Source organism: Micromonospora pisi (assembly GCF_003633685.1).
GTDB classification, from domain to species: domain Bacteria; phylum Actinomycetota; class Actinomycetes; order Mycobacteriales; family Micromonosporaceae; genus Micromonospora_G; species Micromonospora_G pisi.
In genome coordinates, this window is the sequence record NZ_RBKT01000001.1 from 7,773,699 (window position 1) to 7,800,624 (window position 26,926).

27 protein-coding genes are annotated in these 26,926 nt (G+C 70.0%); 14 read left to right on the forward strand and 13 right to left on the reverse strand.

Annotated features, from left to right (window positions below):
• Positions 1–231: 231 nt before the first annotated feature.
• Positions 232–1,968 carry a S9 family peptidase gene (locus tag BDK92_RS33295; RefSeq protein WP_246017605.1) on the forward strand — a complete coding sequence of 579 codons (1,737 nt, stop codon included), beginning with the start codon at positions 232–234 and terminating at the stop codon, positions 1,966–1,968.
• Here the strand turns inward: BDK92_RS33295 and BDK92_RS33300 are convergent.
• Positions 1,937–3,247, reverse strand: coding sequence for a helix-turn-helix domain-containing protein (locus BDK92_RS33300; RefSeq protein ID WP_121160305.1), 1,311 nt, complete (start codon positions 3,245–3,247; stop codon positions 1,937–1,939). The two genes, BDK92_RS33295 and BDK92_RS33300, sit on opposite strands and share 32 nt — an antisense overlap.
• 325 nt (positions 3,248–3,572) lie before the next feature.
• On the opposite strand from BDK92_RS33300, the gene BDK92_RS33305 reads away from it, so the two are divergent.
• A complete protein-coding gene (locus tag BDK92_RS33305; RefSeq protein WP_121160306.1) occupies positions 3,573–4,046 on the forward strand; it encodes an NUDIX domain-containing protein in 474 nt (157 codons plus the stop codon).
• A gap of 61 nt (positions 4,047–4,107) precedes the next feature.
• Here the strand turns inward: BDK92_RS33305 and BDK92_RS33310 are convergent, their stop codons facing one another.
• The 5 genes from BDK92_RS33310 to BDK92_RS33330 all read right to left on the reverse strand — a co-directional run bounded on the left by BDK92_RS33310 (position 4,108) and on the right by BDK92_RS33330 (position 8,577).
• Complete coding sequence (locus BDK92_RS33310) at positions 4,108–4,422, reverse strand: hypothetical protein (protein WP_121160307.1); 315 nt, start codon at positions 4,420–4,422, stop codon at positions 4,108–4,110.
• 93 nt (positions 4,423–4,515) lie between these two features.
• The gene (locus BDK92_RS33315; protein ID WP_246017394.1) at positions 4,516–5,778 is read right to left on the reverse strand and encodes an adenylosuccinate synthetase; all 1,263 of its coding nucleotides are present in this window, start codon (positions 5,776–5,778) and stop codon (positions 4,516–4,518) included.
• Positions 5,775–6,752, reverse strand: coding sequence for a hypothetical protein (locus BDK92_RS33320; protein ID WP_121160308.1), 978 nt, complete (start codon positions 6,750–6,752; stop codon positions 5,775–5,777). Before BDK92_RS33320 ends, BDK92_RS33315 begins: the two co-directional genes overlap by 4 nt.
• 27 nt (positions 6,753–6,779) lie before the next feature.
• Complete coding sequence (locus BDK92_RS33325; RefSeq protein ID WP_121160309.1) at positions 6,780–7,787, reverse strand: protein kinase family protein; 1,008 nt, start codon at positions 7,785–7,787, stop codon at positions 6,780–6,782.
• 37 nt (positions 7,788–7,824) lie between these two features.
• A complete protein-coding gene (locus BDK92_RS33330) occupies positions 7,825–8,577 on the reverse strand; it encodes an NUDIX hydrolase (protein ID WP_121160310.1) in 753 nt (250 codons plus the stop codon).
• 325 nt (positions 8,578–8,902) lie between these two features.
• Here BDK92_RS33330 and BDK92_RS33335 point away from each other — a divergent pair, with 325 nt between their 5' ends.
• A complete protein-coding gene (locus tag BDK92_RS33335) occupies positions 8,903–10,966 on the forward strand; it encodes a multicopper oxidase family protein (RefSeq protein WP_121160311.1) in 2,064 nt (687 codons plus the stop codon).
• A gap of 71 nt (positions 10,967–11,037) precedes the next feature.
• On the opposite strand, the gene BDK92_RS33340 is transcribed toward BDK92_RS33335, so the two are convergent.
• Positions 11,038–11,880: an AfsR/SARP family transcriptional regulator gene (locus tag BDK92_RS33340; protein ID WP_425462280.1), complete on the reverse strand. Its 843-nt coding sequence runs from the start codon at positions 11,878–11,880 to the stop codon at positions 11,038–11,040.
• Between the two features lie 501 nt (positions 11,881–12,381).
• Between BDK92_RS33340 and BDK92_RS33345 the strand changes: the two genes are divergently transcribed.
• The 10 genes from BDK92_RS33345 to BDK92_RS33390 all read left to right on the forward strand — a co-directional run bounded on the left by BDK92_RS33345 (position 12,382) and on the right by BDK92_RS33390 (position 21,127).
• Positions 12,382–12,726: a TcmI family type II polyketide cyclase gene (locus BDK92_RS33345; RefSeq protein ID WP_121160313.1), complete on the forward strand. Its 345-nt coding sequence runs from the start codon at positions 12,382–12,384 to the stop codon at positions 12,724–12,726.
• Complete coding sequence (locus BDK92_RS33350; RefSeq protein ID WP_121160314.1) at positions 12,723–14,501, forward strand: acetyl-CoA carboxylase carboxyltransferase subunit alpha; 1,779 nt, start codon at positions 12,723–12,725, stop codon at positions 14,499–14,501. The genes BDK92_RS33345 and BDK92_RS33350 overlap by 4 nt, the downstream gene beginning before the upstream one ends.
• Positions 14,498–14,995 (forward strand): acetyl-CoA carboxylase biotin carboxyl carrier protein, encoded by a 498-nt coding sequence (gene accB / locus BDK92_RS33355; protein WP_121160315.1) that lies wholly within the window; start codon positions 14,498–14,500, stop codon positions 14,993–14,995. Before BDK92_RS33350 ends, accB begins: the two co-directional genes overlap by 4 nt.
• Before the next feature lie 18 nt (positions 14,996–15,013).
• On the forward strand, positions 15,014–16,426 hold the full coding sequence (locus tag BDK92_RS33360) for an acetyl-CoA carboxylase biotin carboxylase subunit (protein ID WP_121160316.1): 1,413 nt from the start codon (positions 15,014–15,016) through the stop codon (positions 16,424–16,426).
• A 52-nt stretch (positions 16,427–16,478) separates the two neighbouring features.
• The gene (locus BDK92_RS33365; protein ID WP_246017395.1) at positions 16,479–17,336 is read left to right on the forward strand and encodes an SRPBCC family protein; all 858 of its coding nucleotides are present in this window, start codon (positions 16,479–16,481) and stop codon (positions 17,334–17,336) included.
• Complete coding sequence (locus tag BDK92_RS33370) at positions 17,329–17,748, forward strand: cupin domain-containing protein (RefSeq protein ID WP_121160317.1); 420 nt, start codon at positions 17,329–17,331, stop codon at positions 17,746–17,748. The genes BDK92_RS33365 and BDK92_RS33370 overlap by 8 nt, the downstream gene beginning before the upstream one ends.
• Positions 17,745–19,016: a beta-ketoacyl-[acyl-carrier-protein] synthase family protein gene (locus BDK92_RS33375; protein ID WP_121160318.1), complete on the forward strand. Its 1,272-nt coding sequence runs from the start codon at positions 17,745–17,747 to the stop codon at positions 19,014–19,016. The genes BDK92_RS33370 and BDK92_RS33375 overlap by 4 nt, the downstream gene beginning before the upstream one ends.
• Positions 19,013–20,284, forward strand: coding sequence for a beta-ketoacyl synthase N-terminal-like domain-containing protein (locus tag BDK92_RS33380; protein ID WP_121160319.1), 1,272 nt, complete (start codon positions 19,013–19,015; stop codon positions 20,282–20,284). Before BDK92_RS33375 ends, BDK92_RS33380 begins: the two co-directional genes overlap by 4 nt.
• 50 nt (positions 20,285–20,334) lie before the next feature.
• The gene (locus tag BDK92_RS33385) at positions 20,335–20,697 is read left to right on the forward strand and encodes an antibiotic biosynthesis monooxygenase family protein (RefSeq protein ID WP_121160320.1); all 363 of its coding nucleotides are present in this window, start codon (positions 20,335–20,337) and stop codon (positions 20,695–20,697) included.
• Between the two features lie 61 nt (positions 20,698–20,758).
• Positions 20,759–21,127, forward strand: coding sequence for a SchA/CurD-like domain-containing protein (locus BDK92_RS33390; RefSeq protein ID WP_121160321.1), 369 nt, complete (start codon positions 20,759–20,761; stop codon positions 21,125–21,127).
• Between the two features lie 44 nt (positions 21,128–21,171).
• Here BDK92_RS33390 and BDK92_RS33395 read toward each other — a convergent pair whose 3' ends face one another.
• Together BDK92_RS33395 and BDK92_RS33400 are read right to left on the reverse strand one after the other, a co-directional pair.
• The gene (locus BDK92_RS33395; protein WP_211349460.1) at positions 21,172–21,942 is read right to left on the reverse strand and encodes a DedA family protein; all 771 of its coding nucleotides are present in this window, start codon (positions 21,940–21,942) and stop codon (positions 21,172–21,174) included.
• Positions 21,943–22,112: 170 nt separating this feature from the next.
• Positions 22,113–22,835, reverse strand: a complete 723-nt coding sequence (locus BDK92_RS33400; RefSeq protein ID WP_121160322.1) for a hypothetical protein — start codon at positions 22,833–22,835, stop codon at positions 22,113–22,115.
• A 67-nt stretch (positions 22,836–22,902) separates the two neighbouring features.
• On the opposite strand from BDK92_RS33400, the gene BDK92_RS33405 reads away from it, so the two are divergent.
• Complete coding sequence (locus BDK92_RS33405) at positions 22,903–23,550, forward strand: winged helix-turn-helix transcriptional regulator (RefSeq protein ID WP_246017396.1); 648 nt, start codon at positions 22,903–22,905, stop codon at positions 23,548–23,550.
• Positions 23,551–23,556: 6 nt separating this feature from the next.
• Here the strand turns inward: BDK92_RS33405 and BDK92_RS33410 are convergent, their stop codons facing one another.
• From BDK92_RS33410 to BDK92_RS33425, 4 genes are read right to left on the reverse strand one after another with little or no spacing between them, the layout of a single operon-like run.
• Positions 23,557–24,510: a PDR/VanB family oxidoreductase gene (locus BDK92_RS33410; protein ID WP_121160323.1), complete on the reverse strand. Its 954-nt coding sequence runs from the start codon at positions 24,508–24,510 to the stop codon at positions 23,557–23,559.
• 22 nt (positions 24,511–24,532) lie between these two features.
• Complete coding sequence (locus tag BDK92_RS33415; RefSeq protein ID WP_121160324.1) at positions 24,533–24,763, reverse strand: hypothetical protein; 231 nt, start codon at positions 24,761–24,763, stop codon at positions 24,533–24,535.
• Positions 24,760–25,818 carry an aromatic ring-hydroxylating oxygenase subunit alpha gene (locus BDK92_RS33420; RefSeq protein WP_121160325.1) on the reverse strand — a complete coding sequence of 353 codons (1,059 nt, stop codon included), beginning with the start codon at positions 25,816–25,818 and terminating at the stop codon, positions 24,760–24,762. Before BDK92_RS33420 ends, BDK92_RS33415 begins: the two co-directional genes overlap by 4 nt.
• A gap of 45 nt (positions 25,819–25,863) precedes the next feature.
• A complete protein-coding gene (locus BDK92_RS33425; RefSeq protein WP_211349461.1) occupies positions 25,864–26,823 on the reverse strand; it encodes an ABC transporter substrate-binding protein in 960 nt (319 codons plus the stop codon).
• Positions 26,824–26,926 lie beyond the last annotated feature (103 nt).

Sequence of the window (26,926 nt, forward strand, 5' to 3'; positions counted from 1 at the left end):
CTGACGGCGGGTACGGCGACGAGGTCATGGAGACCATTCACGCCGCAACGCCTGGTGGACCGCTAGACGATGGATGGGGACGACGACGGCGTCCGCATCCGTGACGACGTCTGTCGCCGGTCGCGTCCGGTCGTCGACCTGTGTTGTGATCAGGTACGCGGGCAGCGGAGGGGCGACGAACATGATCGGGGCGAGCACATGAGGCCAGCGCCTACGGCTGGTGACGTGGCCATGGCCCGCACGTCCTACGACTGGCTCGCGAGCCACGGCGGCCTCCTCCACTGGGTGGAGGCAATGCCGGAAACCGGCAAGGCGGTCGTGGCGAGCTGGCACCCGTCGTGGGGCTCCGACACGCGCGTTCACGAACTTGCGCGGGACAGCGTCGGGAGCGGTCTGCACGGGTACGGCGGAATGCCCTATGCCTGGTTGCCATCGCTGGGCACGGTGCTGGTGAACGGTGTGACCGGGCAGATCGAACACGCCAAAGCGCTGCCGCCGACCCGACACTCTTACGGCGATCTCGCGCAGTCCGGGGATGAACTGCTCTGCGTCAGAGAGGACGACCAGGGTGACCAACTGGTCGCTGTCGACGTCGTGTCGGCGAACCGACGAGTGCTACGAGAGACGGACGGCTTCCTCGCCTCGCCGAGATCCCAGGGGAGACGGCTGGCCTGGACGCAGTGGAGCAAGGACGTGATGCCCTGGGACTCCTGCGAGGTCTGGGTCGCCAATCGTGTGGTGGGCGGGCCAATCTCCGAACCCGTACGTGTTGCCGGGGGGCCGAACGAGTCGGCGATTCAGCCCCAGTGGGGCGAGGACGGCTCGTTGTACTTCATGTCCGACCGCACTGGTTGGTGGAACCTCTACCGGTGGCGCTCGGGCCTGGTGGACGCAGTCGCTCCGATCGACGCCGATTGCGCCACAGCACCTTGGGAGTCCACCTACGCCGACTACGTTCTGCTTCCCGGCAGCCGGATCGGCATGATTGTTCAACACGGTCCGCGCCATCACCTGGTGGTTGTGCAGCCAGACGGCGGGGTCGCGCCGGTCAGCTTGCCGTACACGTCGGTCAAGCCATACCTCGCCGCGCTCGACAGCCGGATCGCGCTGATCGGATCAGCGCCGGACCATGCCCAGGAGATCGCGTTGGTGGACACCAACGGCTCGGAAGGGGTCGAGGTGGTGCGCGCGGGGACCGTGCTGGCAACGGCGCTCTCTGTGCCCGAGGAGATACAGGTCGAATCCTCCCGGGCCGAGGTAACCGTGCTTTTCTATCCGGCCGTAGGTCAAGATGCCCCGGCCCCGCTGATCGTCAGACCACACCCCGGCCCGACTCACCAGAGCAAGCTTCGACTTGACTGGGAGGTGCAGTTCTTCACGAGTCGCGGCTTCGCCGTCGCTGACGTCGACTATCGAGGAAGTACCGGCTACGGCCGGACGTTCCGAAAGGCTTTGGACGGCAACTGGGGCCGCTTCGACGTGGAGGATTGCCGGAACGCGGCGCTGCACCTGATCGCCGTCGGTCGCGCGGCGGCTGGGGAGGTCTTCATCTCCGGGGCCAGCGCGGGTGGTTACACCGCCCTACGGGCGGTGAGTGAGGACGGACCTTTCGCCCTGGCTGTCGCGCGGTCGGCAATCGTCGACCCGCAACGTTGGACGGTCACCGCACCACGATTCCAGCGACCGCACGCGACGATCCTCTCCCACGAGGACGCCAAGGTGGTGCCTGCCCGTGTCCAACGGCCAGTGCTTCTCATTCATGGAGCTCGGGACACGGTCGCGCCGATCAACGACGTCACCGAACTGGCGACCGCGCTGCGCACCCGGAAGATGCTGGTCCGGATGCTGAGTTTCGACGGAGTCGGACACTACTTCTCGGACCCGGCGGCCTTGTCCGCCGCACTTGACGCGGAACTCGACGCGTACCGAGCGGTACTCAGGGGGACCGGGCTGCCTGCCGCAGAGTGACGACAGCGGGGAGCCGCGAGTGGACGTACTCGTGCAGGTGACGGACCATTGGCAGGTCCGCGTACGGCTGCAACTCTGCCAGCATGAGCGCGATGCGATGGGCACTGCGGAAGGACGCGACCTGCGCCGCATGGTCGACGGCCCGATAACCGACCTCGCAGGCGTGCTCGACCGCCCGGGAGCGGGCCAGGGACGCGGCGTGTAGTGCCGTATCGAGTGCCAGGCGGCGCACGCGGCGCGGATCCATTAGCTCGATCGCCCGGGCGCCCTCGCGCTGCGCAAGCTTATGGAGACCGAGGTCGAAGAGGCAGTGCGCCTTTTCGTCGGCAAGATCTGCTTCTCCGAAGTAGGAAATCCACGAAGGTTCGTCGGCGAAATCGCGGCGCGACAGGTCGGCCTCTACCTGAAGAAGTGCGGCCGCACAGGCCGCTTTGTCGCCGCGTCGGGCGTGCGCTCGGGCGAGAACCGCGCGGAAGGCTGCTCGTACGGCGTAACTGCTTTGCTGGTCGGTGCCGTGTAGCGCGGCTGTTGCCAGGCGGGCAGCCTGGTCGGCGTCGCCGCGGTGCAGGGCGAGGTGGGCGAGACTTACCGCGATCAGATAGCCGCCGTACAGGCGGTCACCACCCTCGGTGACGATCTCCAAGGCGCGGAGGTAGTGGCTCTGGGCGACTCCGTCGGCGCCGAGATCGACGGCTTCGTAGCCGGCGAGTTCGAGGAACCCAATCGCGGTGCGCGGTGAGTGACTGATCAGAGCATCGAGGTCGTGACCGAGCCAGGCGACGACCTCCGGATAGGCGTCGCCGGCCCCGTGGACCTGGCCCACCCGCCGAAGCTGCTGGAGGCGCTCGCGGGCGGGGGAGTCGAACTCGGTGTTCCAGTCTGGCTGCCTGGTGTCCCTGGGCGGCGCCAGGAGCCAGTCGAGCACGGGTCGGTCGGTTGCCCCCGGGTGGAAGACGAATGCCCTGGTCTGACCGGCCGGGTCGCGTGCCTGACGAAGGAGTCGCTCACGTTCCAGCAGCGGCCACATCCACCGCAGCCTTCCTGCTGCGCCAAGCACCTCATCACAGTGCTTGACGAGTGCCTCCGACGGATTTCGTTCAGCCGCCTCGACTTTTCTTATCAGATCCTTGTGGGCAAACAACAATCCGCCGAGGTCGGCCTGGGACATCCTCAACTGCTCGCGCAGCCGTCGAACCTCAGCGCCGAAGAAGTGCAGGGCTGACCTCGTCGGTTGGAGTTGTTTGGGAACCTGACCCATCACCACCGCCGTCTCGGACACGCGCCATCAAACAAATGCTCATTGTCCATGCAACGTGATTGACCGGCAACGGTGACGTGGTCGTGTGCGGACAATCGTCAGGTCCGCATCCTATCTCGTCATGAGATGGTCGATCGGAACCTCTACGCCCAGGAGGGGGCGGGCAGGCGGTGGTCTCGCCTTTCTGTCAACGCGCGCAGGGTGGCCCTGCGGCGCGCTCGATACCAGTAGGTTGGTCCCGGTAAGGGTTTGAGTCGCGCGGGTACGGTCGGATTGCCACGGCGACTGTCGCCATGATCGAGCAGGTCTGGCAGACCACGGCCCCCTACCCGAGGCAGGAGGACAGGTGACCGGTCGACGCGACTACTACCACGACTCTGCCGCTCCCAAGGCCAACAGCCTCGTCCCCGGCGGCTCCGCCCTTGTCGCCGACCAGCATGGCCGAGTGCTCATGCAACGGCGTACGGACTCTGGCAACTGGTCCCTGCCCGGCGGCACGATGGAAATCGGCGAGACCCTCCAGCAATGCGTCATCCGTGAGGTCAAGGAGGAGACCGGGCTCGACATCGAGATCACCGGCCTACTTGGCGTCTACACCGACCCGGCCCACGTCATCGCCTACACCGATGGCGAGATCCGCCAGGAGTTCAATCTCACCTACCTCGGTAAGCGCATCGGCGGCACCATCACCGTCAGCGACGAATCCACCGAAGTTCGTTATGTCGATCCCGTTGAGTTCGACCGCATTCCCATCCACGACACCGTCAGACTCCGTCTGAATCACCACGCTCAGCGGCGCGAAGCCCCCTACCTCGGATAGCGCGGATAGGCGCGTGGGCACGGCAGCCACGGATGGGTCCGTGCCCGAGTGAAAGCCCGGTCTAGGCGTCGTGGCCGCGTAGGCGGGTGGCGGTGACGGCGGCCAGCTCCCGCAGCGGCTCGGCCGCCTCGGGACGGACGGCCAGGGCGTCCGCCAGCCGTGCCCGCCACCGGCCGGCCTCGACCGCCTCGGCGTTCGCGACCGTCGGCCACTGGAGCCGGGCGCGGGTGTCGGTGAGCTCCCGCCGGTGCTCCGGGCCGAGGATCGAGGCGAGCCGCTCACCGACCCAACCGAAGAGCTCGTCGGTTTCGGTCGCCGCCACGAAGACCCGCGCGGTGTCCCATGCCACCCGGGGGTGGTGAATGACCTGTGGCATCGCGGTCCTCCTCAGCGCACGACGGTACTGCGACCATCGTCTATCCGTACGTCGACCGTTGACAAGGTGGCTGAACAGACGAGATTCCGCCTGTCACCCGGTGGCGGCCAGCATGCGTTTGTCGGCGGTGCTCGGGCCGTACGACTCGATCACGACGGGGGCGTCGAGCAGCGCGCCGATCGCGGACGCCCGGTGCGCGGGCCGGTCGAGCCGCGCCGGCCGGGCACGGCCGAGCAGGGCGGTCAACCGTTCCTGGTACGCGAGGTCGCCGCGCTCGCCCGGCACCAGCCGCCCCAGGGACGATCCGTCGACCACGTACTCGGAACAGATGGCCAGCTCCGGCACCCGTTCCGGGGCGTCCAGGTGGGTGACCGCGAGCGCGTCGACACCGCCGGCGACCTCGACCGCGTACCGGTGGGCCACCGCGTCGAAGTGACCGACCCGGAACGGACCCTGCCACCGTCCGGTGCCGTTGTGCCGGTCGGGCAGGGCCCGGGTCAGCCCCACGTCCTCGGTGACCAGCGGTCCGGCGCCGTGCCGGGTGGTGTACGTCCGCACCACCCCCAGTCGCTGCGCCTCGTGACCCGCCTCGGTCAGCAGTGTCTCCGCGTTCGCGAACGTCGTGGTCGACCAGGTGGTGTACGGGTGCCACCCGAACCACTCGTCCAACAGCACTCCCTGCGCCCCCTCGAAGACACACCGTCCCGCGTTCAGCAGATCACGCCGCGCCGCCCTTCCGTCCACGACGGACACGATCGCGCCGAACGTCCGGAACACCGACACCACGTCGTCCAGCGGTGGCCCACCCAGCTCACCCAGCTCGTCGCTGAGCCGGTCGCGTACGGCCGCCAGGCGGCGTCGCAGTCGGGGCGGGTCGAGGGTGTCACCGGCCCGAGGGGCGTCGCCGTGACGCAGCGCGTACGCCATGGTCTCGCCGACCCCCATGCCGCAGGAGCCGTGCCGGCTCGCCCCCCGACCCAGCTCGCGCAACCGGTTCGCGGCGATGTGCCACGGGGTGCTGAGCAGCGCCTCGGCGTCGACGGTGAGCAGCCCGAACGGGTCGGGTACGCCGATCGCGTTGAGCTGCTCGGCCTCTGCCGCCAGGGCCAGCGGGTCGACCACCACGAACCGGGAGAGGTGGGTGGGCACCCCGTGCAGGGTGCCCGACCCGAACTGGGCGAAGGTGTGGTGACGCCCGTCCGGCGTCACCACGTTGTGCGCCGCCTGGGCGCCCCCGTTGAACCGGATCACCGCGCCGACCGGTCCGTCGGCGCAGAGCAGGTCGACCACCGTGCCTTTGCCGGCGTCGCCGTAGCCGAGGTCGACGACCACGGTGTGTCGGCCGGGGCCGGTCACAACCGCACCAGCCCGTCTTCCGGGCCGTCGGTCTCCAGACCGTCCGGCAGGCTGGTCCGGACCACGCCACCACGGGACGAGGAGCCGATGGTCGCCAACGCCTTGCCGACCGCGCCGGTCGCGGTCGACCCGATGTCGTCCAGGTCGTTCAGCCCTTCGGCCAGGTCGATGGCCTGCTCGCCGAGGCCGACGGTGAGCGCGATCGTCTCGCAGACCGCGTCCAGGTCGTCCAGTTCGATGACGTGCTGGCCGAGCAGTCGACGCCAGTAGCCGAGGATCTCCGGGTCGCCGGCGTAGCTGGCCCCGCTGGGCAGGATGTAGTAGACCTCGAAGCGTTGGCGCAGCTCCGCCACGATCGCCGCGACCGAGATCGGCTCGGCCAGTTCGTCGCCGATCCACCGGTGCACCTCGGCCGGCTTCACCTGCGGGTACGGCAGCTCGTCCCCGATCAGGAACAGGTAGCCACGACGACCCCGACGTTGCACGCTGTCCAGGCTGGTGTGCCGGGCCATGAAGTACATCGCCAGTTCGTAGGACTCGGTCCGCTGCCCGCCGCCGCCGCCCTCCAGCACGATGCTGCCGAGGTCGTCGTCCATCCGGTTGTCCGACTCGAACTGCCCGATCTGCAACGGCACCCGGTCGCAGGTGGCGTCGCCGATCGCGCCGAACATGATCTGCGGGTCGGCCGCGTACCCCTTGCGCATCAGCAGACCGAAGAGTTCCGGCAACTTGCCCTGAAGGGTCCGGGGTACGTTACCCATCGAGCCGGTGACGTCGAAGAGCACCGCGATCGGGGTCGACCGGGGGTGTTCGTCGCTGTCGCAGCTCTCCCGTACGCCGACCCCGCGCGGGTCGAGCCGTTCGTGCACCCTGCGGGCCCCACTGTCGCTGTACGCGAACGCGCTGCGTCCGGTGGCCGCCCGGTAGCTGGCGGCGGCGCCGTACACGTCGGTCGACCAGTGTCCACTGCCCATGATCAGTCTCCTTTTCCTCGTGCCCGTTCAGGTGTTCGCGGTCGGTAGGACCAGGCGGCGGAAGCGGCGCGGGCCGTAGAGCCGCTCCAGCAGTTCGTCGAGTTCGCCGAGGAGCCGCCAGGCGTCGGACGGCCGTCGGCGCGGATCGCGCAGGGTGCAGCCCCGGACGAACCGGAGCAGGGCGATGTCGGCCCGGGCCCCCATCAGCCACTCCATGCAACGGCTGGCCAGGTGGATGTCGGTGGCCGGCACGGCGGGCCCGCGGCGGGCCACCTCCGGCGGGTACCAGTCGCGGTAGCGGGCGACCAGCGCGGGCACCGAACCACCATCGGCGCCGACGGAGTAGCACCAGTCGACCAGGACCACCCCGTGCCGCTCGGGCTCGATGAGCACGTGGTCGGGGAGGACGGCGCCGTGCAGCACGCCGGCACGGTGTGCCCAGCCGAGTGCGACCAGGAGGCGCCGCCAGATCCAGGCGACGTCGCGCGGGTCGAGGCCGTCCGGGTAGGCCCGGTTGACCTCGGTGAGCGGGACCAGACCGGGGGAGTGGGCGAGGACGTTGGCGGTGCGGCGTACGCCGGTGACGGGGTCCTCGTGCCGGAAGCTCTCCACCAGTCGCGGCGCGTAGGCGCGGTGCCGGGCTTCGCCGCGTTTACGCAGCGTGTCGAGGGCGCTCGCCTCCCGGTCGAGCAGGTCGTTGCTGGCCGGCTGGCGGGGGAGCTTGAGCAGGGCGTGTTCGCCGTCGTACCGGACCCGGTAGAGGTTGGCCAGGTCACCGGTGGCGAACCGTTCGCCGATCGTGTAGCGGTGCCGCCGGGTCTGGAGTCCGGGTCCACCACGGCCCTGGTGCCCCGCCCAGAGGTCGGCGAGTCGGGCGAAGACGGCCGTCGCGGTCGAGGTTTCGCCGGCCGGTGCGGCGTCCGGGTGCAGCAGTCGGGCCATCTTCCGGTACGTCGCCGCCGGCTGCTCGTTACCGAACAGGTCGCTGGGCGTACGGGCGGCGCGGACCAGCGCCACGGCCTCGGTGAAGTTCACGGCCGCACCTCCTGGTCGGTCAGCGGGAGGAGGAGGGTCACCGCACGCCCTCCTCTCGGGAGGGCCGGAGCAGCGCCGGGTGGAGCAGTTTGGCGTCGCCGGCCCGGTAGAGGCGGGCCCGGGGTCCGCCGCGTTCGCCGCCCCGGGCGGTGGTCTCGCCGGTGCTCTCGACGAAGCCGGGCACCGAGAGCACCTTGCGGTGGAAGTTGCCCGCGTGCAGTTCCTCGCCCCAGACGGCGGTGTAGACCGCGCGCAGCTCGCCGATGGTGAAGCGGTCGCCGAGGAAGGCGGTGGCCAGTGGGGTGTATTCGAGCTTGGCGCGGGCCCGTTCGAGGCCGGCGGCGAGGATCGCGGCGTGGTCGAAGGCGAGTGCGCCGGCCGAGTCGACCGGCACCCAGGCCGCGGCGGCCGCGTCCGAGCCGGCCCGGGGGTCGGGCAGGCTCGGCGCGAACGCCAGGTAGGCGACGGAGACGACGCGCATCCGTGGGTCCCGCTCGGGGTCGCCGTAGCTGGCCAGTTGTTCCAGGTGCAGCCGGGCCAGCTCGCCTTCGCCGGGGTGCAGGCCGGTCTCCTCGGCGAGTTCGCGGACCGCGGCGGCGGCCAGCGGTTCGTCTCGGACGAAGCCGCCGGGCAGGGCCCGGTGTCCGGCGAACGGTGGCGCACCCCGGGTCACCAGCAGCACGTGCAGGTCACCGTCGCGGATGGTCAGGGCGACCACGTCGACCGTCACGGCGAGCGCCGGGTAGGCGCTCGGGTCGTAGCTGTCGAGGAATTCCTGCTCGGTGGTCATGCCCGGCCTCCGGTCGATCATTCTCAAACTGAGTGTTTCTCAGAACGAGAGTAACTTAGCGCGTCGACCGGGCCGGGTCAACGAGATGAGATGCCGGGTTTGGGGCGCACCAACACCGCAGGGGGATTTGTGGAGGGCTTTTCCGCCGTGATCGGTCCGGATTTCCGGATGTTCCAGCCTTCGAGGTGAATCCACCGATAGCGGGGGGACCGCGAGTCTTCCTCAGTTACCTTCAACCGGAAGATTCGCCCAAGTCGGACATTGACCTTGGACGGGCTGTTGCCAACCAAACGTGTCGAAGAAGTGGCGGAAGGTGGAAAGGTAAATGGTTGCACGAAGGCAACTTCTCGCGGCCGGTGCCGCAGGCGGTGCCGCACTCATTGTCCCGGCGGCGAGCCGCTCGGCAAGCGCGAACGGCCGTTCGGCGTTCGCGATGAACCCCGCGACCATCCCGAAGTACGTCACCGACCTGGTGATCCCACCGGTAATGCCACCACTGCCCTCGGACGGCAAGCAGGCCCTCGACGAGTACCTCATCGCCGTACGGCAGTTCCAGCAGCAGGTCCTGCCGCCCGGCTACCCGAAGACGACGATCTGGAGCTACGGCTCACCCACCCACGGCAACACCTTCACGTACCCGGCGTACACCCTCGAGGCGAAGGTCAACCGTCCGGTGCGGGTCACCTGGAGCAACGAGCTGGTCGACGACAACGGCAACTTCCTGCCGCACCTGCTGACCGTCGACCCCACCCTGCACTGGGCGAACCCGGCCGGCGGCATCGAACAGCGCGACCACCGCCCGACCTTCACCAGCACCCCCGAGGCGTACACCGGGCCGGTCCCGCTGATCACCCACCTGCACGGAGCGCACTCCACCCCGGAAAACGACGGTTACCCCGAGGCGTGGTACCTGCCCGACGCGAAGAACATCCCGCCCGGTTACGCCCCGGTCGGTAGGTACTACGACGAGTTCCGCGAGACCTTCGGCCGCCAGCACAAGGTGGCGTGGAAGGCCGGCTCGGCGACCTTCCAGTACCCGAACGACCAGCGCGCCACCACGCTCTGGTACCACGACCACACCATCGGCATGACCCGGCTGAACGTCTACGCCGGACCGGTCGGGTTCTACCTGCTGCGCGGCGGCCCGTCCGACCTGCCTCCCGGCGTGCTCCCCGGGCCGGCGCCGGCGCGCAACGATCCACCGGGCTCCCGCTACTACGAGCTGCCGCTGATCATCCAGGACCGCTCGTTCCACGAGGACGGCTCCCTCTCCTACCCGAGTGCGACGCAGATCGACGGCTTCGACGGCCCGTACATCCCGGAGAGCGACGTCTCGCCGATGTTCAACCAGACCTTCTTCGCCGACACCATCGTGGTCAACGGCGGCACCTGGCCGCTGCTCAAGGTGGAGCCGCGTCGCTACCGGTTCCGGCTGCTCAACGCGTGCAACTCGCGCTTCCTGGTCCTCCGGGTCGCAGGCGACGGCACGGCCCGGCCAGCCACCACCGCGCTACCGATCTGGCAGATCGGCAGCGACGGCGGCTTCCTGCCCAAGCCCGTACGGCACGAGCAGCTGGTGATCGGCAACGCCGAACGGATCGACGTCGTGATCGACTTCACCGGCATCGCCGAGGGAACCGCGCTCTACCTGATCAACGAGGGGCCGGATCACGAGTTCAGCGGCGGTACGCCCGGCACGGACTATGCGGTCGCCAACCCGTCCACCACCGGACAGGTGATGAAGTTCCTGGTCGGACCGCTCATCGGACCGGACGAGAGCCTCCCCCCGGAGCAGCTGGAACTGCCCGCGTTCACGCCGCTGGGCAAGGAGACGGGCACCCGTCGGTTCTCGCTCAACGTGCAGCGCTCCGCGTTGGCGCCGGCCGCCGGTCCCATCGCCCACCTTGCCGGCGGCGTCGACGCGAACGGCGCCCGGACGCCACTGCACTGGCAGGACCCGGTCCGGGACAACCCGACCCTGGGGGCCACCGAGATCTGGGAGTTCCGGAATTTCACCCCGCACGCCCACCCGGTGCACATCCACCAGGTCCAGTTCCAGGTGATCGGCAGGGGAGCGGACGGCCGGACACCACCGGATCCCTCGGAGACCGGCTTCAAGGACACCGTGATCATGCTTCCCGGCCACGTCACCCGGGTCAAGGTGAAGTTCGACCTACCCGGACGGTACGCCTGGCACTGCCACATCCTCGAGCACGAGGACAACGAGATGATGCTGCCGTTCTTCGTCGGTCAGCCGCCCAAGGGTGGCGCGCACACCGGCGATGGCGGCGCGCGCGGCGTCGACCCGGTGCTAGCCACAGCCGGGACGACCATGGTGGCGGCGGCCGCCACCACCGGCATCGTCATCACCCGCCACCCCCCAGCCTGAGAAGGAAGGGCCCCTTGTTATCGCTTTCGGTATAGGAAGGGCCCCCTGTTAACCGTCCGGGCGGCACGCGGTCAGGACCGTGGACTGCGTGGCGTCGGGTGGCGTGGGGAGTGCGGGTCGCGGCCCGGCGTCGGTCTGGGCGCCGGGCCGCCGATCGGGGCGAGGATGTCGTTGAGCAGCGCGCGCATCGCGTTCGACGGCTCCAGTTGCAACTCGCTGAGGATCAACTGGCGGTACGCGTAGAAGGCGTGCAGCGCCTCGTACGCGTTCCCCTCGTCGAGGTGAACCTGGACGATCAGCCGGTGCGGCGTCTCCCGCAGTGGTTCGGCACGCATCGCCTCCAGAGCCGCCTGCAACGCCTCGCCGTGCTGGCCGGCGCGCAGGTACGCGCGAGCGACCTGCTCCAGGGTGTGCAGGCGGAGCTGACGCAGGCGCTCCCGTTCCACCAGCACCCAGTCGTCGTACCAGCCGGGCAGCAGGTCGTGGCGGCCGGCGGCGAGCACTCCTTCGGCCCAGCGCGGGTCACCACCCTCGCGTACCCGGGCGGCGGCCCGGACCAGGTCGTCCACGTCCACCTCGACCTGGGCGTCGAGGCGTACCGCGCCACCGGTGGTGACCACCGGGCAGGCGCCGTTGCGGCGCAGCCGCCACAGTGCCGTACGCAGTCGGGAGAGGGCGCGCTCCTCGGGGGTGTCCGGCCAGAGCAGCCCGGCCAGATGGGTACGGGTGGCGCCCGGCCGCAGGCCGATGAGCGCGATGACCCGTTGCAGTCCACGTGGGACGACCGTCGGTGTCCCCGCGCGCAGCAGTCGGAACCCGTCGAGCAGGAAGAGCTGGACCGTCCCCGGAGGGTACCTCTCGCCGGGGACCGGTTGGCGGAGCACGGTGGGCGCCATGCTGCTGTCAGAGGTCATGGTCGAACCCCCTGCACCGGAACCCGTGTCCCGAACCGCGCTGGCCCGGGGCGGTGCCCCTGGCCTGGCTGGGCATGACCATGTGCCAACGGCTCTGTCGTTGAACGGTCCCTTGCCCCCGAAATTGTGACGAAGAGTAGCAATTGCCCATATGCTCGGTCAATCGTCGCGACGCTCTTCCGACTCCCGCGCGCCGCCGCCCAGGCCGGCTCGTTGGGCTCAGCCCGAGTCGTTCTCCCAGGTCAGACGGGGTGTCGATCCGATTGATGATCCACCGACAACGTCACCGGAACGTCACCGGACAGGTGCATCGCCCAGCTCACCGTCGTGACATCACGTTGACGGTCCTGAGCGCATCGTGACCAGCGTTTCTGTGGACGCCTCGCCGCCTCCGCAGCGGCTGCGACCGGAACGTCCGCTGGTCCGATCGCACTACGCGCCACATCACGTCCCCACTCCGAACCGATCCGGCACGGGGCACTGACCGCTGGGAGGTCGCTGATGCATCGATCGCTGATCGTCGCCAAAATCATGCCCGGAGCCGAGTCGGAGGTGGCACGGATCTTCGCCGAGTCAGACCAGACGGAGCTACCGGGGATCGTCGGCGTACGACACCGGTCCCTGTACCGCCTCGACGACCTCTACGTACACCTGCTGGAGACCGAGGAGCCGGTCGCCGCCGGGCTCATGACGGCCAGCCAGCACCCCGAGTTCGTCCGGGTCAGCGAGCGGCTGCGGCCACACATCTCGCCGTACCTGTCGACCTGGCGCTCCCCGCGCGACGCGGTTGCCGGCTGCTTCTACCGGTGGGACGCGGCGGTCCAGGCGAGTGGGAGCGGACGATGACCGCGACCACCACCACCGACGCTGTCACCGACCATTTCTGGACTCGCTGCCGGTCCTGTTCGTCGCTGCTCTACCTCAAGCGGCTGCGCCGCAACCTCGACGTCTGTCCGGAGTGCGGGGACCACCAGCGTCTGGCCGCTCCGGATCGGATCCGGCAGCTGGTCGATCCGGGAACCTTCGCCGCCCTGCCCGGCGAGGTCGCTTCCGTGGACCCGGTCGAATTCGTCGACTCGGTGTCGTACCCGCAGCGGCTGGCCGCCGCCCGGTCCGACACGGGTCTGGCCGAGGCGGTCCTCTGCGGCGAGGCCCGCATCGACGGCTATCCGCTGGTCCTCGCGGTGATGGATTTCCGGTTCCTCGGCGGCAGCCTCGGGGCCGTCGTCGGTGAGCTGATCACCCGGGCCGCCGAGCGGGCACTCGACCGGCGCCTCCCGCTGCTCCTGGTCACCGCCTCCGGCGGAGCCCGGATGCAGGAGGGCGTGCTGTCGCTGATGCAGATGGCCACGGTGAGCCAGTCGATCGCCGCGCTGCGCGAGGCGGGCCTGCTCACCATCAGCCTGATCACCGACCCGACCTACGGCGGGGTCGCCGCCTCCTTCGCCACCAACACCGACGTGGTGGTGGTGGAGAGCGGTGCCCGGATGGGCTTCGCCGGCCCGAGGGTGATCCAGCAGACCATCCGCCAGCCGTTGCCGGAGGGATTCCAGACCGCGGCCTTCCTGCTCCGTCACGGCCAGGCAGACATGGTGGTCGAACGGTGGAGTCTGCGGGGGCGCCTGCGACCACTGCTCGCCACCGCCTCCGCCGTCCGGTCCGCGTCCGACGATGGCCGCGACGTCCGGTCCGCGTCCGCACCCGACGATGACCGCGGCGCCACCGAGGTCGACGACGCGGCGTCACCGCTCGGGCCGGGACGGGCGGTCCTCATCCGGGACCCGGGGCAGCTCGCCGAGCCGGACGGCTGGCGCGCGGTTCAGGCGGCCCGAAACCTGGACCGCCCCACCACGCTGGACTACCTCGCCACCGCGTTCGACAGCTTCACCGAACTGCACGGCGACCGGCTCGCCGCCGACTGCCCGGCCATCGTCGCCGGCCTGGCCCGCCTCGGGGGACAGCCGCTGGTCGTGGTCGGACACCAGAAGGGACACGACACCAAGGACCTGCTGGCCCGGAACTTCGGCATGCCCACACCGGCCGGCTACCGGAAGGCGCAACGGGTGATGCGGCTCGCGGTCCAGCTGGGACTCCCGATCGTCACGCTGATCGACACTCCCGGCGCGTACCCGGGGGTCGAGGCGGAGAAGCACGGCCAGGCGGCGGCGATCGCGGACAGCATCCTGGCCATGACCGGGCTGCCGGTCCCGATCGTCGCGGTGGTCACCGGCGAAGGGGGCAGCGGTGGTGCCCTCGCCCTCGGGGTGGCCGACCGGGTGCTGATGCTGCAGAACGCCGTCTATTCGGTGATCAGCCCGGAGGGCTGCGCAGCGATCCTCTGGAATGATCCGACCGCCACCCCACGTGCCGCCCGGGCGCTTCGGGTCACCGCGCCCGATCTGCTGCGGCTCGGCGTCGCGGACGCGGTCGTACCCGAGCCGCCGCAGGGCGCGCAGAGCGACCCGGCGGCCGCCGCCGATCTGCTGCGGCACGCCGTGGTCGAGGCGCTGACCCCACTGCTGCGGCTGTCGGCGCAGACCCTGGTACGCCAGCGCCGGCTGCGGTTCCGCCGGTTCGGCGCGGGCAACGGTACCGTCCCGTCCCCGGTGGATCCACGATGACCGGCGAGCCGACCGAGGACGATCACCTGCTGGCCCAGTTGCGTGAGCAGGCGAGCCGGCTCGTGGCCGAGGTGGACGGTCCGCTGCGGCGGATCCGGATGCGCAGCGGCAACGCGGTGGTGGAGATCGAGTGGCACGGTGCCGCGACACCGGCCGAGGCGGGTCCCGCCCTCCCCACGGACGCCGTGGTGCGGCCGGTCTCCGCCGTCTCCGGGACGCCGGTAGCAGCCGGCTCTGGCGCCGACGCCGCGTCCCGGGACTGCGTGGTCGCACCGATGGTCGGCACCTTCTACCGGGCTGCGGAACCGGGCGCGTCGCCCTTTGTCGAGGTCGGCGACCTGGTGGAGCCGGGACAGGTGATCGGCATCGTCGAGGCGATGAAGTTGATGAATCACATCACTGCGGAGCACGCCGGCAAGGTCGCCGAGGTGCTGGTCGGTAATGGCGAGCCGGTGGAGTTCAACCAACCACTGATCGCCCTGGTATCCGCCTGACGCCGAGGACGGTGTCCGATGTTCGAAAAGCTGCTGATCGCCAATCGTGGTGAGATCGCCCTCCGGGTTGCCCGTGCCTGCCGTGAGCTGGGCATTCGTACGGTCGCCGTGCACTCGACCGTGGACCGGGACTCGGCCGTGGTCCGATACGCGGACGAGAGCGTCTGCATCGGCCCGGCCGCCAGCCGGCACAGTTACCTCAATGCCGCCGCCATCATCGAGGCGGCCCGGCAGACCGGCGCCGGGGCGATCCACCCCGGTTACGGCTTCCTCTCCGAGGACCCCGACTTCGCCGAGATCTGCGCCGACAACGGGCTGGTCTTCGTCGGCCCCCGCCCCGAGGTGATGGCTGTCCTCGGCGACAAGTCACGCGCGCGGGCACTGATGCGGGACGCGGGTCTGCCGTTGCTGCCGGGCAGCGTCGAGACGTTGGCCACGGTCGGGGAGGCGCGGGCGGTCGCGGACGAGATCGGCTACCCGGTCATCATCAAGGTCGCCGCCGGTGGTGGCGGCCGGGGCATGACGGTGGTCTGGTCCGCGGCCGACTTCGCCCGCGCGTACGCGCACACCCGGACGGTGGCGCGGGCCGTCTTCGCGGACGACCGGGTGTACGTCGAGCGGTACCTGCCCCAGGCCCGCCACGTCGAGGTGCAGGTGCTCTGCGACGGGCACGGTGGCGGGGTGCACCTCGGCACCCGGGACTGCTCGGTCCAGCGCCGGCACCAGAAGCTGGTCGAGGAGGGCCCGGCCCCGGCGCTCTCCGCCGGCACGCTCGACGCGATCGCGGCGGCCGCCCTGCGGGGGGCGCTCAGTGTCGGTTACAGCGGTGCCGGCACCGTCGAGTTCCTGGTGGACGAGGCGGAGCGGTTCCACTTCATGGAGATCAACTGCCGTATCCAGGTGGAGCACCCGGTGACCGAGATGATCACGGGTGTCGACCTGGTGCACGAGCAGCTCCACCTGGCGAGCGGTGCACCGCTGCGGATCCGCCAGGACGAGGTCCAGTTGCGGGGCGTCGCGATCGAGTGCCGGGTCAACGTGGAGGACCCGGAGCGGGACTTCCTGCCGACCCCTGGTCGACTGGACCGGTTCCAACCCCCGGCCGGCCCCTTCACCCGGGTCGACACCCACGGCACACCCGGGTACGTGGTCGGTCCGCACTACGACTCGCTCCTGGCCAAGGTCGTGGTCTGGGCGCCGGAGCGGACCCTGGCCCTCGATCGGCTGGAACGCGCGCTGGAAGAGTTCGACATCGCCGGACCGGGGGTGCACACCACGATCCCGTTCATCCGTCGGGTCCTCGACGACGCCCGCTTCCGCAAGGGCCGGTATTCGACCGACCTCGTCGACCGCCTGCTACGCGATGCCGACACGCCCGCCAAGCCGCCGGTCGACCGTACCGGTGAGCCGGCCGCGCCGACGGCGCGGTGACCGGCCGTTCGACACCTGACAATTCCCGATCTTCGACTTGAAGGAGAGCCAGATGACCGTGCAGAGGGCGGACAAGCGGCTGGCGACAGCCGAGGACATCACCTCGATCCTGGTCCGCAACTGCGGGCTCAACGCCGAGTCGGCCATGGCCGCGCCCACCGCCTCCCTGGAGGAGCTGGGCATGGATTCCCTGGCCCTGCTCGAACTGCAGGCCGTCGTCGCGGAGCGTTACCAGGTGCAGATCCCGGAGGAGGTCAAGCACCTCACCATCGCCGACATCGCCGAACTGGTCGACCGCCAGGCCGATCCGGCGCTCCTGCCGACCCAGACCACCGGACCGGACGAGACCGCCGCCGCACCGGACGAGACGGCCGAGCTGCCCGGCGCGGACGCCGGCACCGATCCGCCAGGCCAGGCTGATCCGCCCGGACACACGGAGAACAGCGTGGTGATTCTCGCGCCCCGACAGCTGGTCTGGGACCTGACCAACGACGTGAGCGCCTGGCCCGGCCTCTTCACCGAGTACCAGCTGGCGGAGGTGCTGGAACAGCGGGGCAACCGGGTGCTGTTCCGGCTGACGATGTTCCCCGACGAGAACGGCATCGCCTGGAGCTGGGTCAGCGAACGCACCATGGACCCGGTCGAGTTCGAGGTGCACGCGCGCCGGGTGGAAACCGGGCCGTTCGCGTACATGCGGATCTACTGGCGCTACGACGAGGTGCCCGGCGGCACCCGGATGACCTGGGTGCAGGACTTCGCCATGAAGCCCACCGCCCCGGTCAACAACGCGCAGATGACCGAGCGGATCAACACCAACAGCAGGATCCAGCTCAACATCATCCGCGATCGGATCGAGCTGGCCGCGCGCGAGCGGGCCCTTGACGTACCCGGTGGGGGAGACGATGAGTGAGTTCAGTCCGTACCTGGTCGCCGCCCGTGACGTGGCACCCGACCAGCGCCGTGGCGGCGAGCTGCGGGTACTGCTCGGCCCGAAGACGGTCGGTAGCACCTCCGGCTTCATGGGAGTGGCGACGATGGCACCCGGCGAGCGGATCGCCGAGCACTACCACCCCTACAGCGAGGAGTTCCTCTACGTCACCCGTGGGTCGATCACCGTCGACCTCGACGACCAGCCGGTGCCGGTCGCCGCCGGTGAGGCGCTCTACATCCCGGTCGACACCCGCCACCGGCTGCGCAACACCGGCGACGAGCCGGCCGAGGTGGTCTTCCAACTCGGCCCGCTCGCGCCCCGACCGGAACTGGGGCACGTCGACACCGAACGCTCCGCCACCCCGCCGTCGCGGCCGGAGTTCGCGTCATGACACCCCGCCGTACGGTCGTCACCGGCATCGGCGTGGTCGCGCCCGGCGGACCGACCCGCAAGCAGTTCTGGGCCACCATCACCGAGGGCCAGACCGCCACCCGTCGGATCAGCTTCTTCGACCCGTCCCCGTTCCGATCGCAGATAGCGGCCGAGTGCGACTTCGACCCGGTCGCCGCCGGCCTCACCCCCAGGGAACGCCGCCGCGCCGACCGGTACGTGCAGTTCGCGCTCGCCGGCTCGATCGAGGCGCTGGCCGACAGCGGGCTGGAACTGACCGACGAGATCCGCAACCGTACGGGAGTGGTGCTCGGCTCGGCGGTCGGCGGCACCATGGCCCTGGAGGACGAGTACGTGGTGGCCAGCGACTCCGGTGCCGAGTGGCTGGTCGACCACGAGTGCAGCGGACCGTACCTCTACCAGGCGCTGGTGCCGAGCAGCCTGGCGGCGGACGTCGCGGTCCGGCACGGGCTCCACGGACCCGCGCAGGTGATCTCCACCGGCTGCACCTCCGGCATCGACTCGATCGGGTACGCCCACCAGCTCATCTCCGACGGCGAGGCCGACATCGTGGTCACCGGGGCCTCCGACACGCCCATCTCACCGGTGACGGTCGCCTGTTTCGACGCGATCAAGGCGACCACACCGGACAACGACGACCCCGCGCACGCCTCCCGGCCGTTCGACCGGGACCGGCACGGCTTCGTGCTCGCCGAAGGTGCCGCGGTGCTGGTGCTGGAGGAGCTGCAACACGCGCTGCGCCGGGGTGCGCACGTCTACTGCGAGGTGGCCGGGTACGCCAACCGCAGCAACGGCTACCACATGACCGGCCTGCGGCCCGACGGGGTGGAGATGGCGCTCGCCATCAGCTCGGCACTGGACCAGGCCCGGGTCAACCCGGACGAGATCTCGTACATCAGCGCACACGGTTCGGGCACCCGGCAGAACGACCGGCACGAGACAGCCGCGTTCAAGCGGTCCCTCGGCCCGGCCGCGTACCAGGTGCCGATCAGCTCGATCAAGTCGATGGTCGGGCACTCGCTCGGCGCGATCGGTTCGATCGAGATGGCCGCCTGCGCGCTGGCGATCGAGTACGGCGTGGTGCCACCGACCGCGAACTGGGCCAACCGCGACCCCGAGTGCGACCTCGACTACGTCCCCAACACCGCTCGGGACCACCCGGTCGACGTCGCGCTCTCGGTGGGAAGCGGGTTCGGTGGCTTCCAGTCGGCCATGGTCTTCAAACGGCTACCGGGGCGCGACCGATGAGCCCCCGTCCGGTGGTCACCGGCATCGGCGTGGTCGCGCCGAGCGGGATCGGCGCGGACACCCACTGGAAGACGGTGCTGGCCGGGGAGAACCGGATCGGCCGGATCACCCTGTTCGAGCCGGACCGCTACCCGACCACCCTCGCCGGTGAGGTGCCCGACTTCGACGCCACCCGGTACGCGGACAACCGCCGGCTGGTGCAGACCGACCGCTGGACCCATCTCGGGTTCGCCGCCGCCCGACTCGCCCTGGCTGACGCCGGACTGCCCGAGGTCGCCGGCAACCCGTACGGCTACGCGGTGACGCTGGCGAGTTCGTCCGGCGGCAACCTGTTCGGGCAGCGCGAACTGCAACGGCTCTGGAGCCAGCCGTCCCGGACCGTCGGGGCGTACCAGTCGATCGCCTGGTTCTACGCGGCGAGCGTCGGTCAGGTCTCCATCCACCACCAGTTCAAGGGACCGTGCGGGGTGCTGGTCGCCGAGGCGGCCGGTGCGCTGGACAGCCTGGCCCACGCCGCCCGGATCATCCGCAGGGGGACCCCGGTCGTGATTGCCGGCGGGACCGAATGCCCGCTCAGCCCGTACGCCCTGGCCTGCCAGATGCGCAACGGGCTGCTCAGTGCCAGCGACGACCCGGAGCGTGCGTACCGGCCGTTCGACGTCGCCGCGTCCGGGTACGTCCCGGCCGAGGGGGGAGCGGTCTTTGTCGTCGAGGACCTCGAACACGCGCTGGCCCGGGGGGTCACCACCATCTACGGCGAGATCGCCGGTTGGGGCGCGACCCACGACGGGCGGCACACCGGGCAGGTCGGTCCGGTCGACCCGACCCAGTACGCCCGGTCGATGCGGCTGGCACTGGACCGGGCCGGCTGCGCTCCGGAGCAGGTCGACGTGGTGTTCCCGGACGCGCTCGGGGTGCCGCGCTACGACCGGAGCGAGGCGACCGCGCTGCGTACGGTCTTCGGCCCGGACACCCCTCCGGTCACCACCCAGAAACCGTTGATCGGGCGGGCGCACCAGGGCGGGTCGGCACTGGACGCGGCGAACGCCCTGCTGGCGCTCCGGCACCGGGTGCTGCCGCCGACGGCGGGACTCGACCAACCGGCCCCGGGCTGTGACCTCAACTTCGTCCGGCGGACCCGGGAGCATCCGGTGAACGCGGCGCTGGTCGGGGCACGTGGATTCGACGGGTTCAACAGCTCGGTGCTGATCCGCGCCTACCCGACAACGGGGGAGTTGCCCGGACAGCGCACCGGTGACGACCGGTGAGCCGGGCGGCAGAGGAAGGGGAGCGACCGGTGGCAGCGGAGGAGACGGCGATGGGCGGGTCGGGCAAGGCGCGAGTGGTGTTCCTCATCCGGATACCCCGGGAGCGGACCGATGAGTTCCTCCGGGCGTACGACCGGATCCGCTACCAGGTCGCCGAGGGGGTGCCGGGGCACCTGGTGGATCAGGTCTGCCGCTCGGCCACCGACCCGGAGCAGTGGCTGATCACCAGTGAGTGGAGCTCACTGGCGCACTTCGAGGCGTGGGAACGCAGCAGCGACCACCGCGAGCTGGTCAAACCGATGCGTGAGTGCATGACCGAGGCCCGCTCGCTGCGATTCGCCGTCCACGAGCAGACCTCGGCCCGGGACCGTACGCCCGCGCGGGCCGGCGCCGCGGAGCGGTCCGACGAGTGACGGACAGGTACGGCGTACGTCCGTCCGGGAGGCCGCCGCATCCCCTAGGGAAGGAAGAAGGATGAGTTCGAACTGGCACGCGCTCTACTACCCGCTCAGGCCGGGCAGCGAGGAGAAGGTCAAGGAGCTGTTCCGGATCAGTGGACGGCCGCGGTTCGAGATCTACGGCGACGACGGGCGGCTGGTGGGGCGACTGCTCGGCACGATGGCCTTTGTCGGGCGGGAGATGGCCGTCCGGGTGATCGAGGTCGAGGGGCCGCTCGGCCTGGTCGCCGCGCACATGAGCCGCCAGGAGGCGGTCCGGGAGTTCGAGCGGGAGCTGCACGAGCACCTCACGGTGCCGCGGGACATGGCCACCCCGCAGGGGGCCCGGGACTTCTTTCGCAGCGCCTCGATGGAGTGTGTGCTCTCCCGCCGCCACGACCAGTAGCGGTCCGGACGTACGGGGCGGCAGTGACGCCCGACCGGGTTCGTTCAGTGCTGCCGGCGCCGCCTCCGGCGCACGATCACCCAGCGGACGATCAACGTGAGCACCACGGCGGCGGCGAGCGCCACGCTCGCCTGGCCGAGGTAGTCCTGCGCCCGTTGCCACGACGCGCCGAGGGCGTACCCGATCAGGACCACCGCCGTCGCCCAGGTCACCCCGCCGATGACGTTGAACAGCAGAAACCGGGGGTACGGCATCCGGGTCATCCCGGCCAGCGCCGGCACCAGCGCCCGCAGCACCCCCACCCAACGGCCGAGCATGACGGCGGCCGGACCGTGCCGCTCGATGAACGTCTCCGCGCGCTGCCAGCGTTCCTCGCCGACCCACCGGCCGAGCCGGCTGCGCCGCAGCGGCATGCCGACCCGGCGGCCGATCTCGTACCCGACGCTGTCCCCGATGATGGCGCAGACCGCTGCCACGATCACCAGCGCGGCGATGTTGGTCCGCCCGGTGGAGGCGAGCGCGCCGCCGAGCAGCAGTGCGGTCTCGCCGGGCAGGATCAGGCCGATGAAGGCCGCGCACTCCCCGAAGGCGAGCACTCCGACCAGGACCAGCAGTGGCCAGCCGGAGAGGCCGGAGAGGATGCCGGTGAACGTGTCCACCCGGAGTCCGATCAGCCGTCGCCGTACGGCGGGCGGGTCCGACCGCCGCCGGCCCGGCGCGACCGCGCTCCGACGGGTATCGGCATCTCGTCCCTCCGCCGGGTGGGTGAGGCCGCTGGCATCGCCGCGAGCCGGTGGCGGGTCTCTTCCTGCCACCAGGACCATCAGACCACTCGGTGCGGTCCGCACCAGGGGAAATCCCCAGCCTCGCAGTCTCGACCGCTGACCCGGTCGCTATTGCCGCGCCGGGGGTGGCAGTAGCGGCGCCGGGCGGGTCACACCTCGGGCGGGGCCGACGTGGCTGCCCCGCCCGAGGTGGAGGTCGGTCAGCTGACCTTGATGTCGCGGAGTTCCAGCGTGATCGGAATCCAGGACAGGTCCGGGGTCCGGTCCTCGGTGCGGGTGAGGATGTGCCGTTCGGTGGGGACCACGATCCCGCCGACGGACTCCTGCGCCCGGATGTAGTGGGCGACCGGCGTGCTCCCGTTGACGTCCGGCTGGTAGTCCATCCGGCGCAGGTGCCCGGCCGGGTCGAAGTAGTAGAGCTGGGTCTTGTTGTGGGTGTCGATCGAGTCGGGGAACGTGACGCTCAGGCCCCGCCAGGTCTCTCCGTTCTCCGTCCACGGCTCCACCTCGTACGCTTCCACGCCCGGCCAGCTGAAGATGTACGGCTCAACCAGGTAGTGCCAGGTGGCGTAGCTGCGGAAGTAGGCGATCTGGGCGAGACTCCACTGGGTTTCCGGGGTGTAGCCGGCGAAGGTCCGGCGCGGGTCGTCGAGCGTCTCGATCACCCGGCCGTCCGCGTCGCTGACGGTCACCCGGTTGGCCGCGCGGTCGAAGACGGTGGTGCGTCCGGTCGATTCCTGAACGTGCCGGATGTGCTCGTTCTGAAGGCTCGCCTCGACGGTCTCTGTGCCGACGAAGTCGGCGTGACCCTTGAACTCCCAGAACGGCCCACCGTAGGTGATTCGCGCGTTCAGGGTCGAAAGGCTCTTCCAGTGGTCCAGCCCACCGTTGGCCTTGAGTACGTGTTCCAGTAGCGCATCCACGATTCGCTCCTAATCTAGGACCAGTTAGTGCGACAGTAGCACCTGCTGGTGCGCGTACCATCGGGGTGTGGCGCAGAGAACGTATGACGACCCGTGCCGCATCGCGCTCACCATGGACCTGGTGGGGGAGCGGTGGGCGCTGCTGGTCGTCCGTGAGTTGATCTTCGGTCCGAAACGCTTCCGGGATCTGCGGGTCGGGCTGCCGAACGCGAGCCAGAACGTGCTCAGCCAGCGCCTGCGGGAGCTGGAGGAGAACGGCATCGTGCGCCGGGTCGAACTCGGCCCCCCGGCGAGCACCCACGTCTACGAACTTACCGAACGTGGGCGGCAACTGGAGCCGGTCCTGATCGCCCTGTCCCGCTGGGGAGCGCAGATCCCCTCGCCGCAGGACGCCGAGACGAGCACCGACGCGTTCATGCTCCTACTCAAGGCGCTTCACCTCCCGCCGGCCCGGGAGGTGCCGACGCTCGCCGTGCGCCTCGTCGTCGGTACGGACTCGTTCGACGTCGAGGTCTCGCCGACCTCGGTCGAGGTCACCCGGGGCGCCCACGCGCACGTACAGGCGACCGCGCGCGCGGACGTACCGACGCTCTGGAAGCTGATCTCCACCGACCTGACCGTGGCGGCGGCCGTCGACGCGGGGACACTCGACGTCACCGGCGACCGGTCCGTGGCCCAGCGGTTCTTCACGTTCTTCGGCCTGCCACGGTCCTGATCCCGGTCAGAGGTCGAGTACCAGCCTCGGCCCCAGGGACCGGGAGACGCAGATGAACATCGTGTCGTTGGCGGCCCGTTCCTGCTCGGTCAGCAGCGAGTCGCGGTGATCCGGTTCCCCGGCCAGTACCGTCGTCTCACAGGTGCCGCAGGTCCCCTCGGTACAGGAGAAGAGCACACTGACCCCCGCCGCCTCGATGGTCTCCAACACCGAGCGGTCCGGCGGCACGGTCAGCACCAGACCCGACGCCGCGAGTTCCACCTCGAAGGAGGCCTGCCGCACCGGCGCGCCCTGCTCCTTCGGGGCGAACCGTTCCACCCGCAGGGCACCCGGCCGACAGACCGCCTCCATCGCGAGCAGCAACGGCTCCGGGCCACAGCAGTAGACCAGGGTCGACGGGGCCAGATCCGCCATGATCCGGTCGAGGTCGAGCAGGCCGGTCTCGTCCTGCGGCCGGACCTCGACGCGGTCGCCGTACCGGGTGGTCAGTTCGTCGACGAAAGCCATCGAAGCCCGGGTCCGGCCGCCGTAGACGAGTCGCCACGGCGTCCCGGCCGCCTCGGCGGCAGCCAGCATCGGCACGATCGGGGTGACGCCGATGCCACCGGCGACAAAGAGATAAGACGGCGCCGATTCGAGCGCGAAGTGGTTGCGCGGCCCGCGCACCCGTACGGCCACGTCGACCGCCAGCCGGTCGTGCACGAACCGGGAACCGCCCCGCGACGCCGGCTCGAGCAGCACGCAGACCGACCACCGCCGTAGGTCGGCCGGGTCGCCACAGAGCGAATACTGGCGGGTGACGCCGTCCTCCACGACCAGGTCGATGTGCGCGCCGGGCGCCCACGCCGGCAGCGGGCCGCCGTCGGGCCGGGCCAGCGTCAGGCGTACGACCCCGTCGGCGGCGCGTTCCCGTTCCCGGACGACCAGGTCGAGTTCCACCTCGTCGCCGCTGCCGCCCATGTCCGCTCCTCCTGGTGGTCCATCACGCGGGGGTCCCGGCCAGCGACCGCCCCGGAGGAACCGGCCGACCAGCCGCGCCGTCCTCGTCGTCGTGCTGGTCCGGGTGGTTCAACAACCAGTCCCAGAGCTCGACCGGATCCTCGGCGTCCCGGGTCGCGCCGCACCAGCAGTGCCCGCGCAGCCGGTCCGAACCCGGCAGCCAGACAATGCGGTAGATGCCGGTGCCGGTGAGCCTGGTCGGCTCGGTGGTCATCGCGCCGCTGCCCGCGCCGGTGGCGGGCTCGCCGCCGCCATCCGCCGGAGAATCCGCCGGGCGGCCAGCCCACCAGTGTCGATGTTGATGCTGAGTTCCTGGTAGCCGTCCGGCTCGCTGGCGATGACCTGTTCGAGCTTGTTCAGGGCGGCGACATCCTGGAGCACCACCGTCCGGTTGCTCTGCTCCAGGAAGTCCGAGACATCCTGGTCGTCCAGGGCGAAATCGCGGGCGACCGCCCAGAAGTCGTGCGTGCTCGTCTCGGTCTCCGGTGTGATGGCGTAGACGACCTCGACGTGGAACGCGTGTGCGTCGGTGCCGTCCGCCTCCGGGTAGACCCCGACCGGGGCGATCCGGCTGTGCAGCAGGTAGAGGCAGGGCGGGTGGTACTCGATGTCCTGCCACCGTACGATCCGGCCCTCGATGCCGGTCGATCGGGAGTAGAACGGTGGGCACTCGGCGTCGTCCATGTGCCGGCTGACGTAGACGATGCCCCGATCCTCGTCGACCTCGGTGGTGATCGGGGTGTTCGCCACCTCCGGTGTGCCGATGTACCCGCCGTGCAGATAGGTCTCGTGTGACAGGTCGAGCAGGTTGTCGACCAGCAGGTCGTACCGGGCGGCCAACGGTTCCATCCCGTAGACGGTGGTGTAGCCCGCCATCCGCAGCCACGGTGCCCGGGGGATCAGCGACTCGTCGGCCAGCGCCCGCTCGCCGATCCAGACCCAGACGAAGGAGTCCTGCTCCTTCACCGGATACGCGCTCAACCTGGCCGTACGCGGGATCCGGGTCTGGCCCGGCACCGCCACACAGACCCCGTCCGCGCCGTACGTGAAACCGTGGTAGCCGCAGACCACCGTGTCACCGACCAGGTGGCTCGGCGGCTCGGAGAGCGGGAAGCGCCGGTGCACGCAGCGGTCGCTCGTCGCCACCACCGTCCCGGCCTCGGTCCGCCAGAGGAGGATCGACTCGCCGCAGACCGTACGGGAGAAGAGTTCCCGTCCGATCTCGGTGCCGTAGGCCGCGACGTACCACTGGTTCCTGACGAACTCCATCTCCGTCTCCTTCCCGTCGATGCCCGCCGGACCGCCGGCCCCGGACTACTGGAAGAGTGCGCTCACCTGCGGCGGCTTGGTGACCAGCCCGTCGCGCTCGGCCATGTCGGCGAGGGCCTGTACAGACTCACGGTTGACCTGTGTGGGGAAGGCGGGCAGCGTCAGGGTCGGGATGATCTCCGCCCCGATCGAGGTGTACGTGGAAAGCACCTGCCGGGTCTCGTCCGGGTGCGTCGCGGCGTATTCCTGCGACTTCACCATCGCCTCGGTGAACGCCTTGACCAGCTCCGGGTCGGACTTGATCAATTGGTCTGAGGTGAAGTAGGTCGCCACCGAGAGATTCGGGGTCGCCTCCGCGTAGGCCGAGGCGATGTCCCGGCCCTTCTGGTTGCGGGCGATCGTCAGGAAGGGCTCGACGACGAATGCGGCGTCCACCCGTCCGTTTGCCAGCGCGGCCGGCATTTCCGGGAAGGGCAGTTCGACGAACTTGACGCTGCGGGGGTCACCGCCGGCCTTGCGGACCGCCTCGCGTACGACCGTGTCGCTGATGTTGTTGAGGGTGTTGATGGCGACGGACTTTCCGGAGAGGTCCGTGCTGGACTTGATCGGGCTTCCGTCGGGAACCACCACGCCAGCGAAGTCCTTGCCGGGGGTTCCGGTGGATGAGGAACCCGGCGCGACGATCTTCAGTGGCAGACCCCGGGTCTGCGCGAGCAACAACGAGGTGTTGTTGCTGAAGCCGAACTGGAACTGGCCGGACAGGACCGCCGGCACGATAGCAGCGCCACCCTGGGCCAGCTCCAGCTTCACCTCCAGCTTGCGTTCGCTGAAGAATCCTTTTTGGACGCCGAGGTAGATGGGGGCGACGTCGAGGATCGGGATGACCCCGACGGTGATCTTCCTGGTCGCGTCGGCGCTCCGGCTGTCGGCGCTCTGACCGCCTCCGTCACCACAGGCGGTCAGCAGCAGCGCCGTGGACAACAGGAGGGCGAGCTTTCTGCGCATCATGGTGCTCCCGATCCGGCCGACGACGGTGGGACGTCCGGCCAACCCCGTGTGAATCGCGAAGGCGAATGCCACTATGGACCCTAGAGTCCGCCCGGTCGGC

What these genes read in the sequence shown, in the direction of transcription:
- BDK92_RS33410 (WP_121160323.1), bottom strand. Translation starts at nt 24,510, where the DNA reads ATGGGCGGCAGCGGCGACGAGGTGGAACTCGACCTGGTCGTCCGGGAA.
- BDK92_RS33340 (WP_425462280.1), bottom strand. Translation starts at nt 11,880, where the DNA reads ATGACCTCTGACAGCAGCATGGCGCCCACCGTGCTCCGCCAACCGGTC.
- BDK92_RS33320 (WP_121160308.1), bottom strand. Translation starts at nt 6,752, where the DNA reads ATGGGCAGTGGACACTGGTCGACCGACGTGTACGGCGCCGCCGCCAGC.
- BDK92_RS33345 (WP_121160313.1), top strand. Translation starts at nt 12,382, where the DNA reads ATGCATCGATCGCTGATCGTCGCCAAAATCATGCCCGGAGCCGAGTCG.
- BDK92_RS33365 (WP_246017395.1), top strand. Translation starts at nt 16,479, where the DNA reads ATGACCGTGCAGAGGGCGGACAAGCGGCTGGCGACAGCCGAGGACATC.
- BDK92_RS33350 (WP_121160314.1), top strand. Translation starts at nt 12,723, where the DNA reads ATGACCGCGACCACCACCACCGACGCTGTCACCGACCATTTCTGGACT.
- BDK92_RS33360 (WP_121160316.1), top strand. Translation starts at nt 15,014, where the DNA reads ATGTTCGAAAAGCTGCTGATCGCCAATCGTGGTGAGATCGCCCTCCGG.
- BDK92_RS33385 (WP_121160320.1), top strand. Translation starts at nt 20,335, where the DNA reads ATGGGCGGGTCGGGCAAGGCGCGAGTGGTGTTCCTCATCCGGATACCC.
- BDK92_RS33330 (WP_121160310.1), bottom strand. Translation starts at nt 8,577, where the DNA reads ATGACCACCGAGCAGGAATTCCTCGACAGCTACGACCCGAGCGCCTAC.
- BDK92_RS33390 (WP_121160321.1), top strand. Translation starts at nt 20,759, where the DNA reads ATGAGTTCGAACTGGCACGCGCTCTACTACCCGCTCAGGCCGGGCAGC.
- BDK92_RS33375 (WP_121160318.1), top strand. Translation starts at nt 17,745, where the DNA reads ATGACACCCCGCCGTACGGTCGTCACCGGCATCGGCGTGGTCGCGCCC.
- BDK92_RS33370 (WP_121160317.1), top strand. Translation starts at nt 17,329, where the DNA reads ATGAGTGAGTTCAGTCCGTACCTGGTCGCCGCCCGTGACGTGGCACCC.
- accB (WP_121160315.1), top strand. Translation starts at nt 14,498, where the DNA reads ATGACCGGCGAGCCGACCGAGGACGATCACCTGCTGGCCCAGTTGCGT.
- BDK92_RS33380 (WP_121160319.1), top strand. Translation starts at nt 19,013, where the DNA reads ATGAGCCCCCGTCCGGTGGTCACCGGCATCGGCGTGGTCGCGCCGAGC.
- BDK92_RS33425 (WP_211349461.1), bottom strand. Translation starts at nt 26,823, where the DNA reads ATGCGCAGAAAGCTCGCCCTCCTGTTGTCCACGGCGCTGCTGCTGACC.
- BDK92_RS33420 (WP_121160325.1), bottom strand. Translation starts at nt 25,818, where the DNA reads ATGGAGTTCGTCAGGAACCAGTGGTACGTCGCGGCCTACGGCACCGAG.
- BDK92_RS33310 (WP_121160307.1), bottom strand. Translation starts at nt 4,422, where the DNA reads ATGCCACAGGTCATTCACCACCCCCGGGTGGCATGGGACACCGCGCGG.
- BDK92_RS33335 (WP_121160311.1), top strand. Translation starts at nt 8,903, where the DNA reads ATGGTTGCACGAAGGCAACTTCTCGCGGCCGGTGCCGCAGGCGGTGCC.
- BDK92_RS33295 (WP_246017605.1), top strand. Translation starts at nt 232, where the DNA reads ATGGCCCGCACGTCCTACGACTGGCTCGCGAGCCACGGCGGCCTCCTC.
- BDK92_RS33415 (WP_121160324.1), bottom strand. Translation starts at nt 24,763, where the DNA reads ATGACCACCGAGCCGACCAGGCTCACCGGCACCGGCATCTACCGCATT.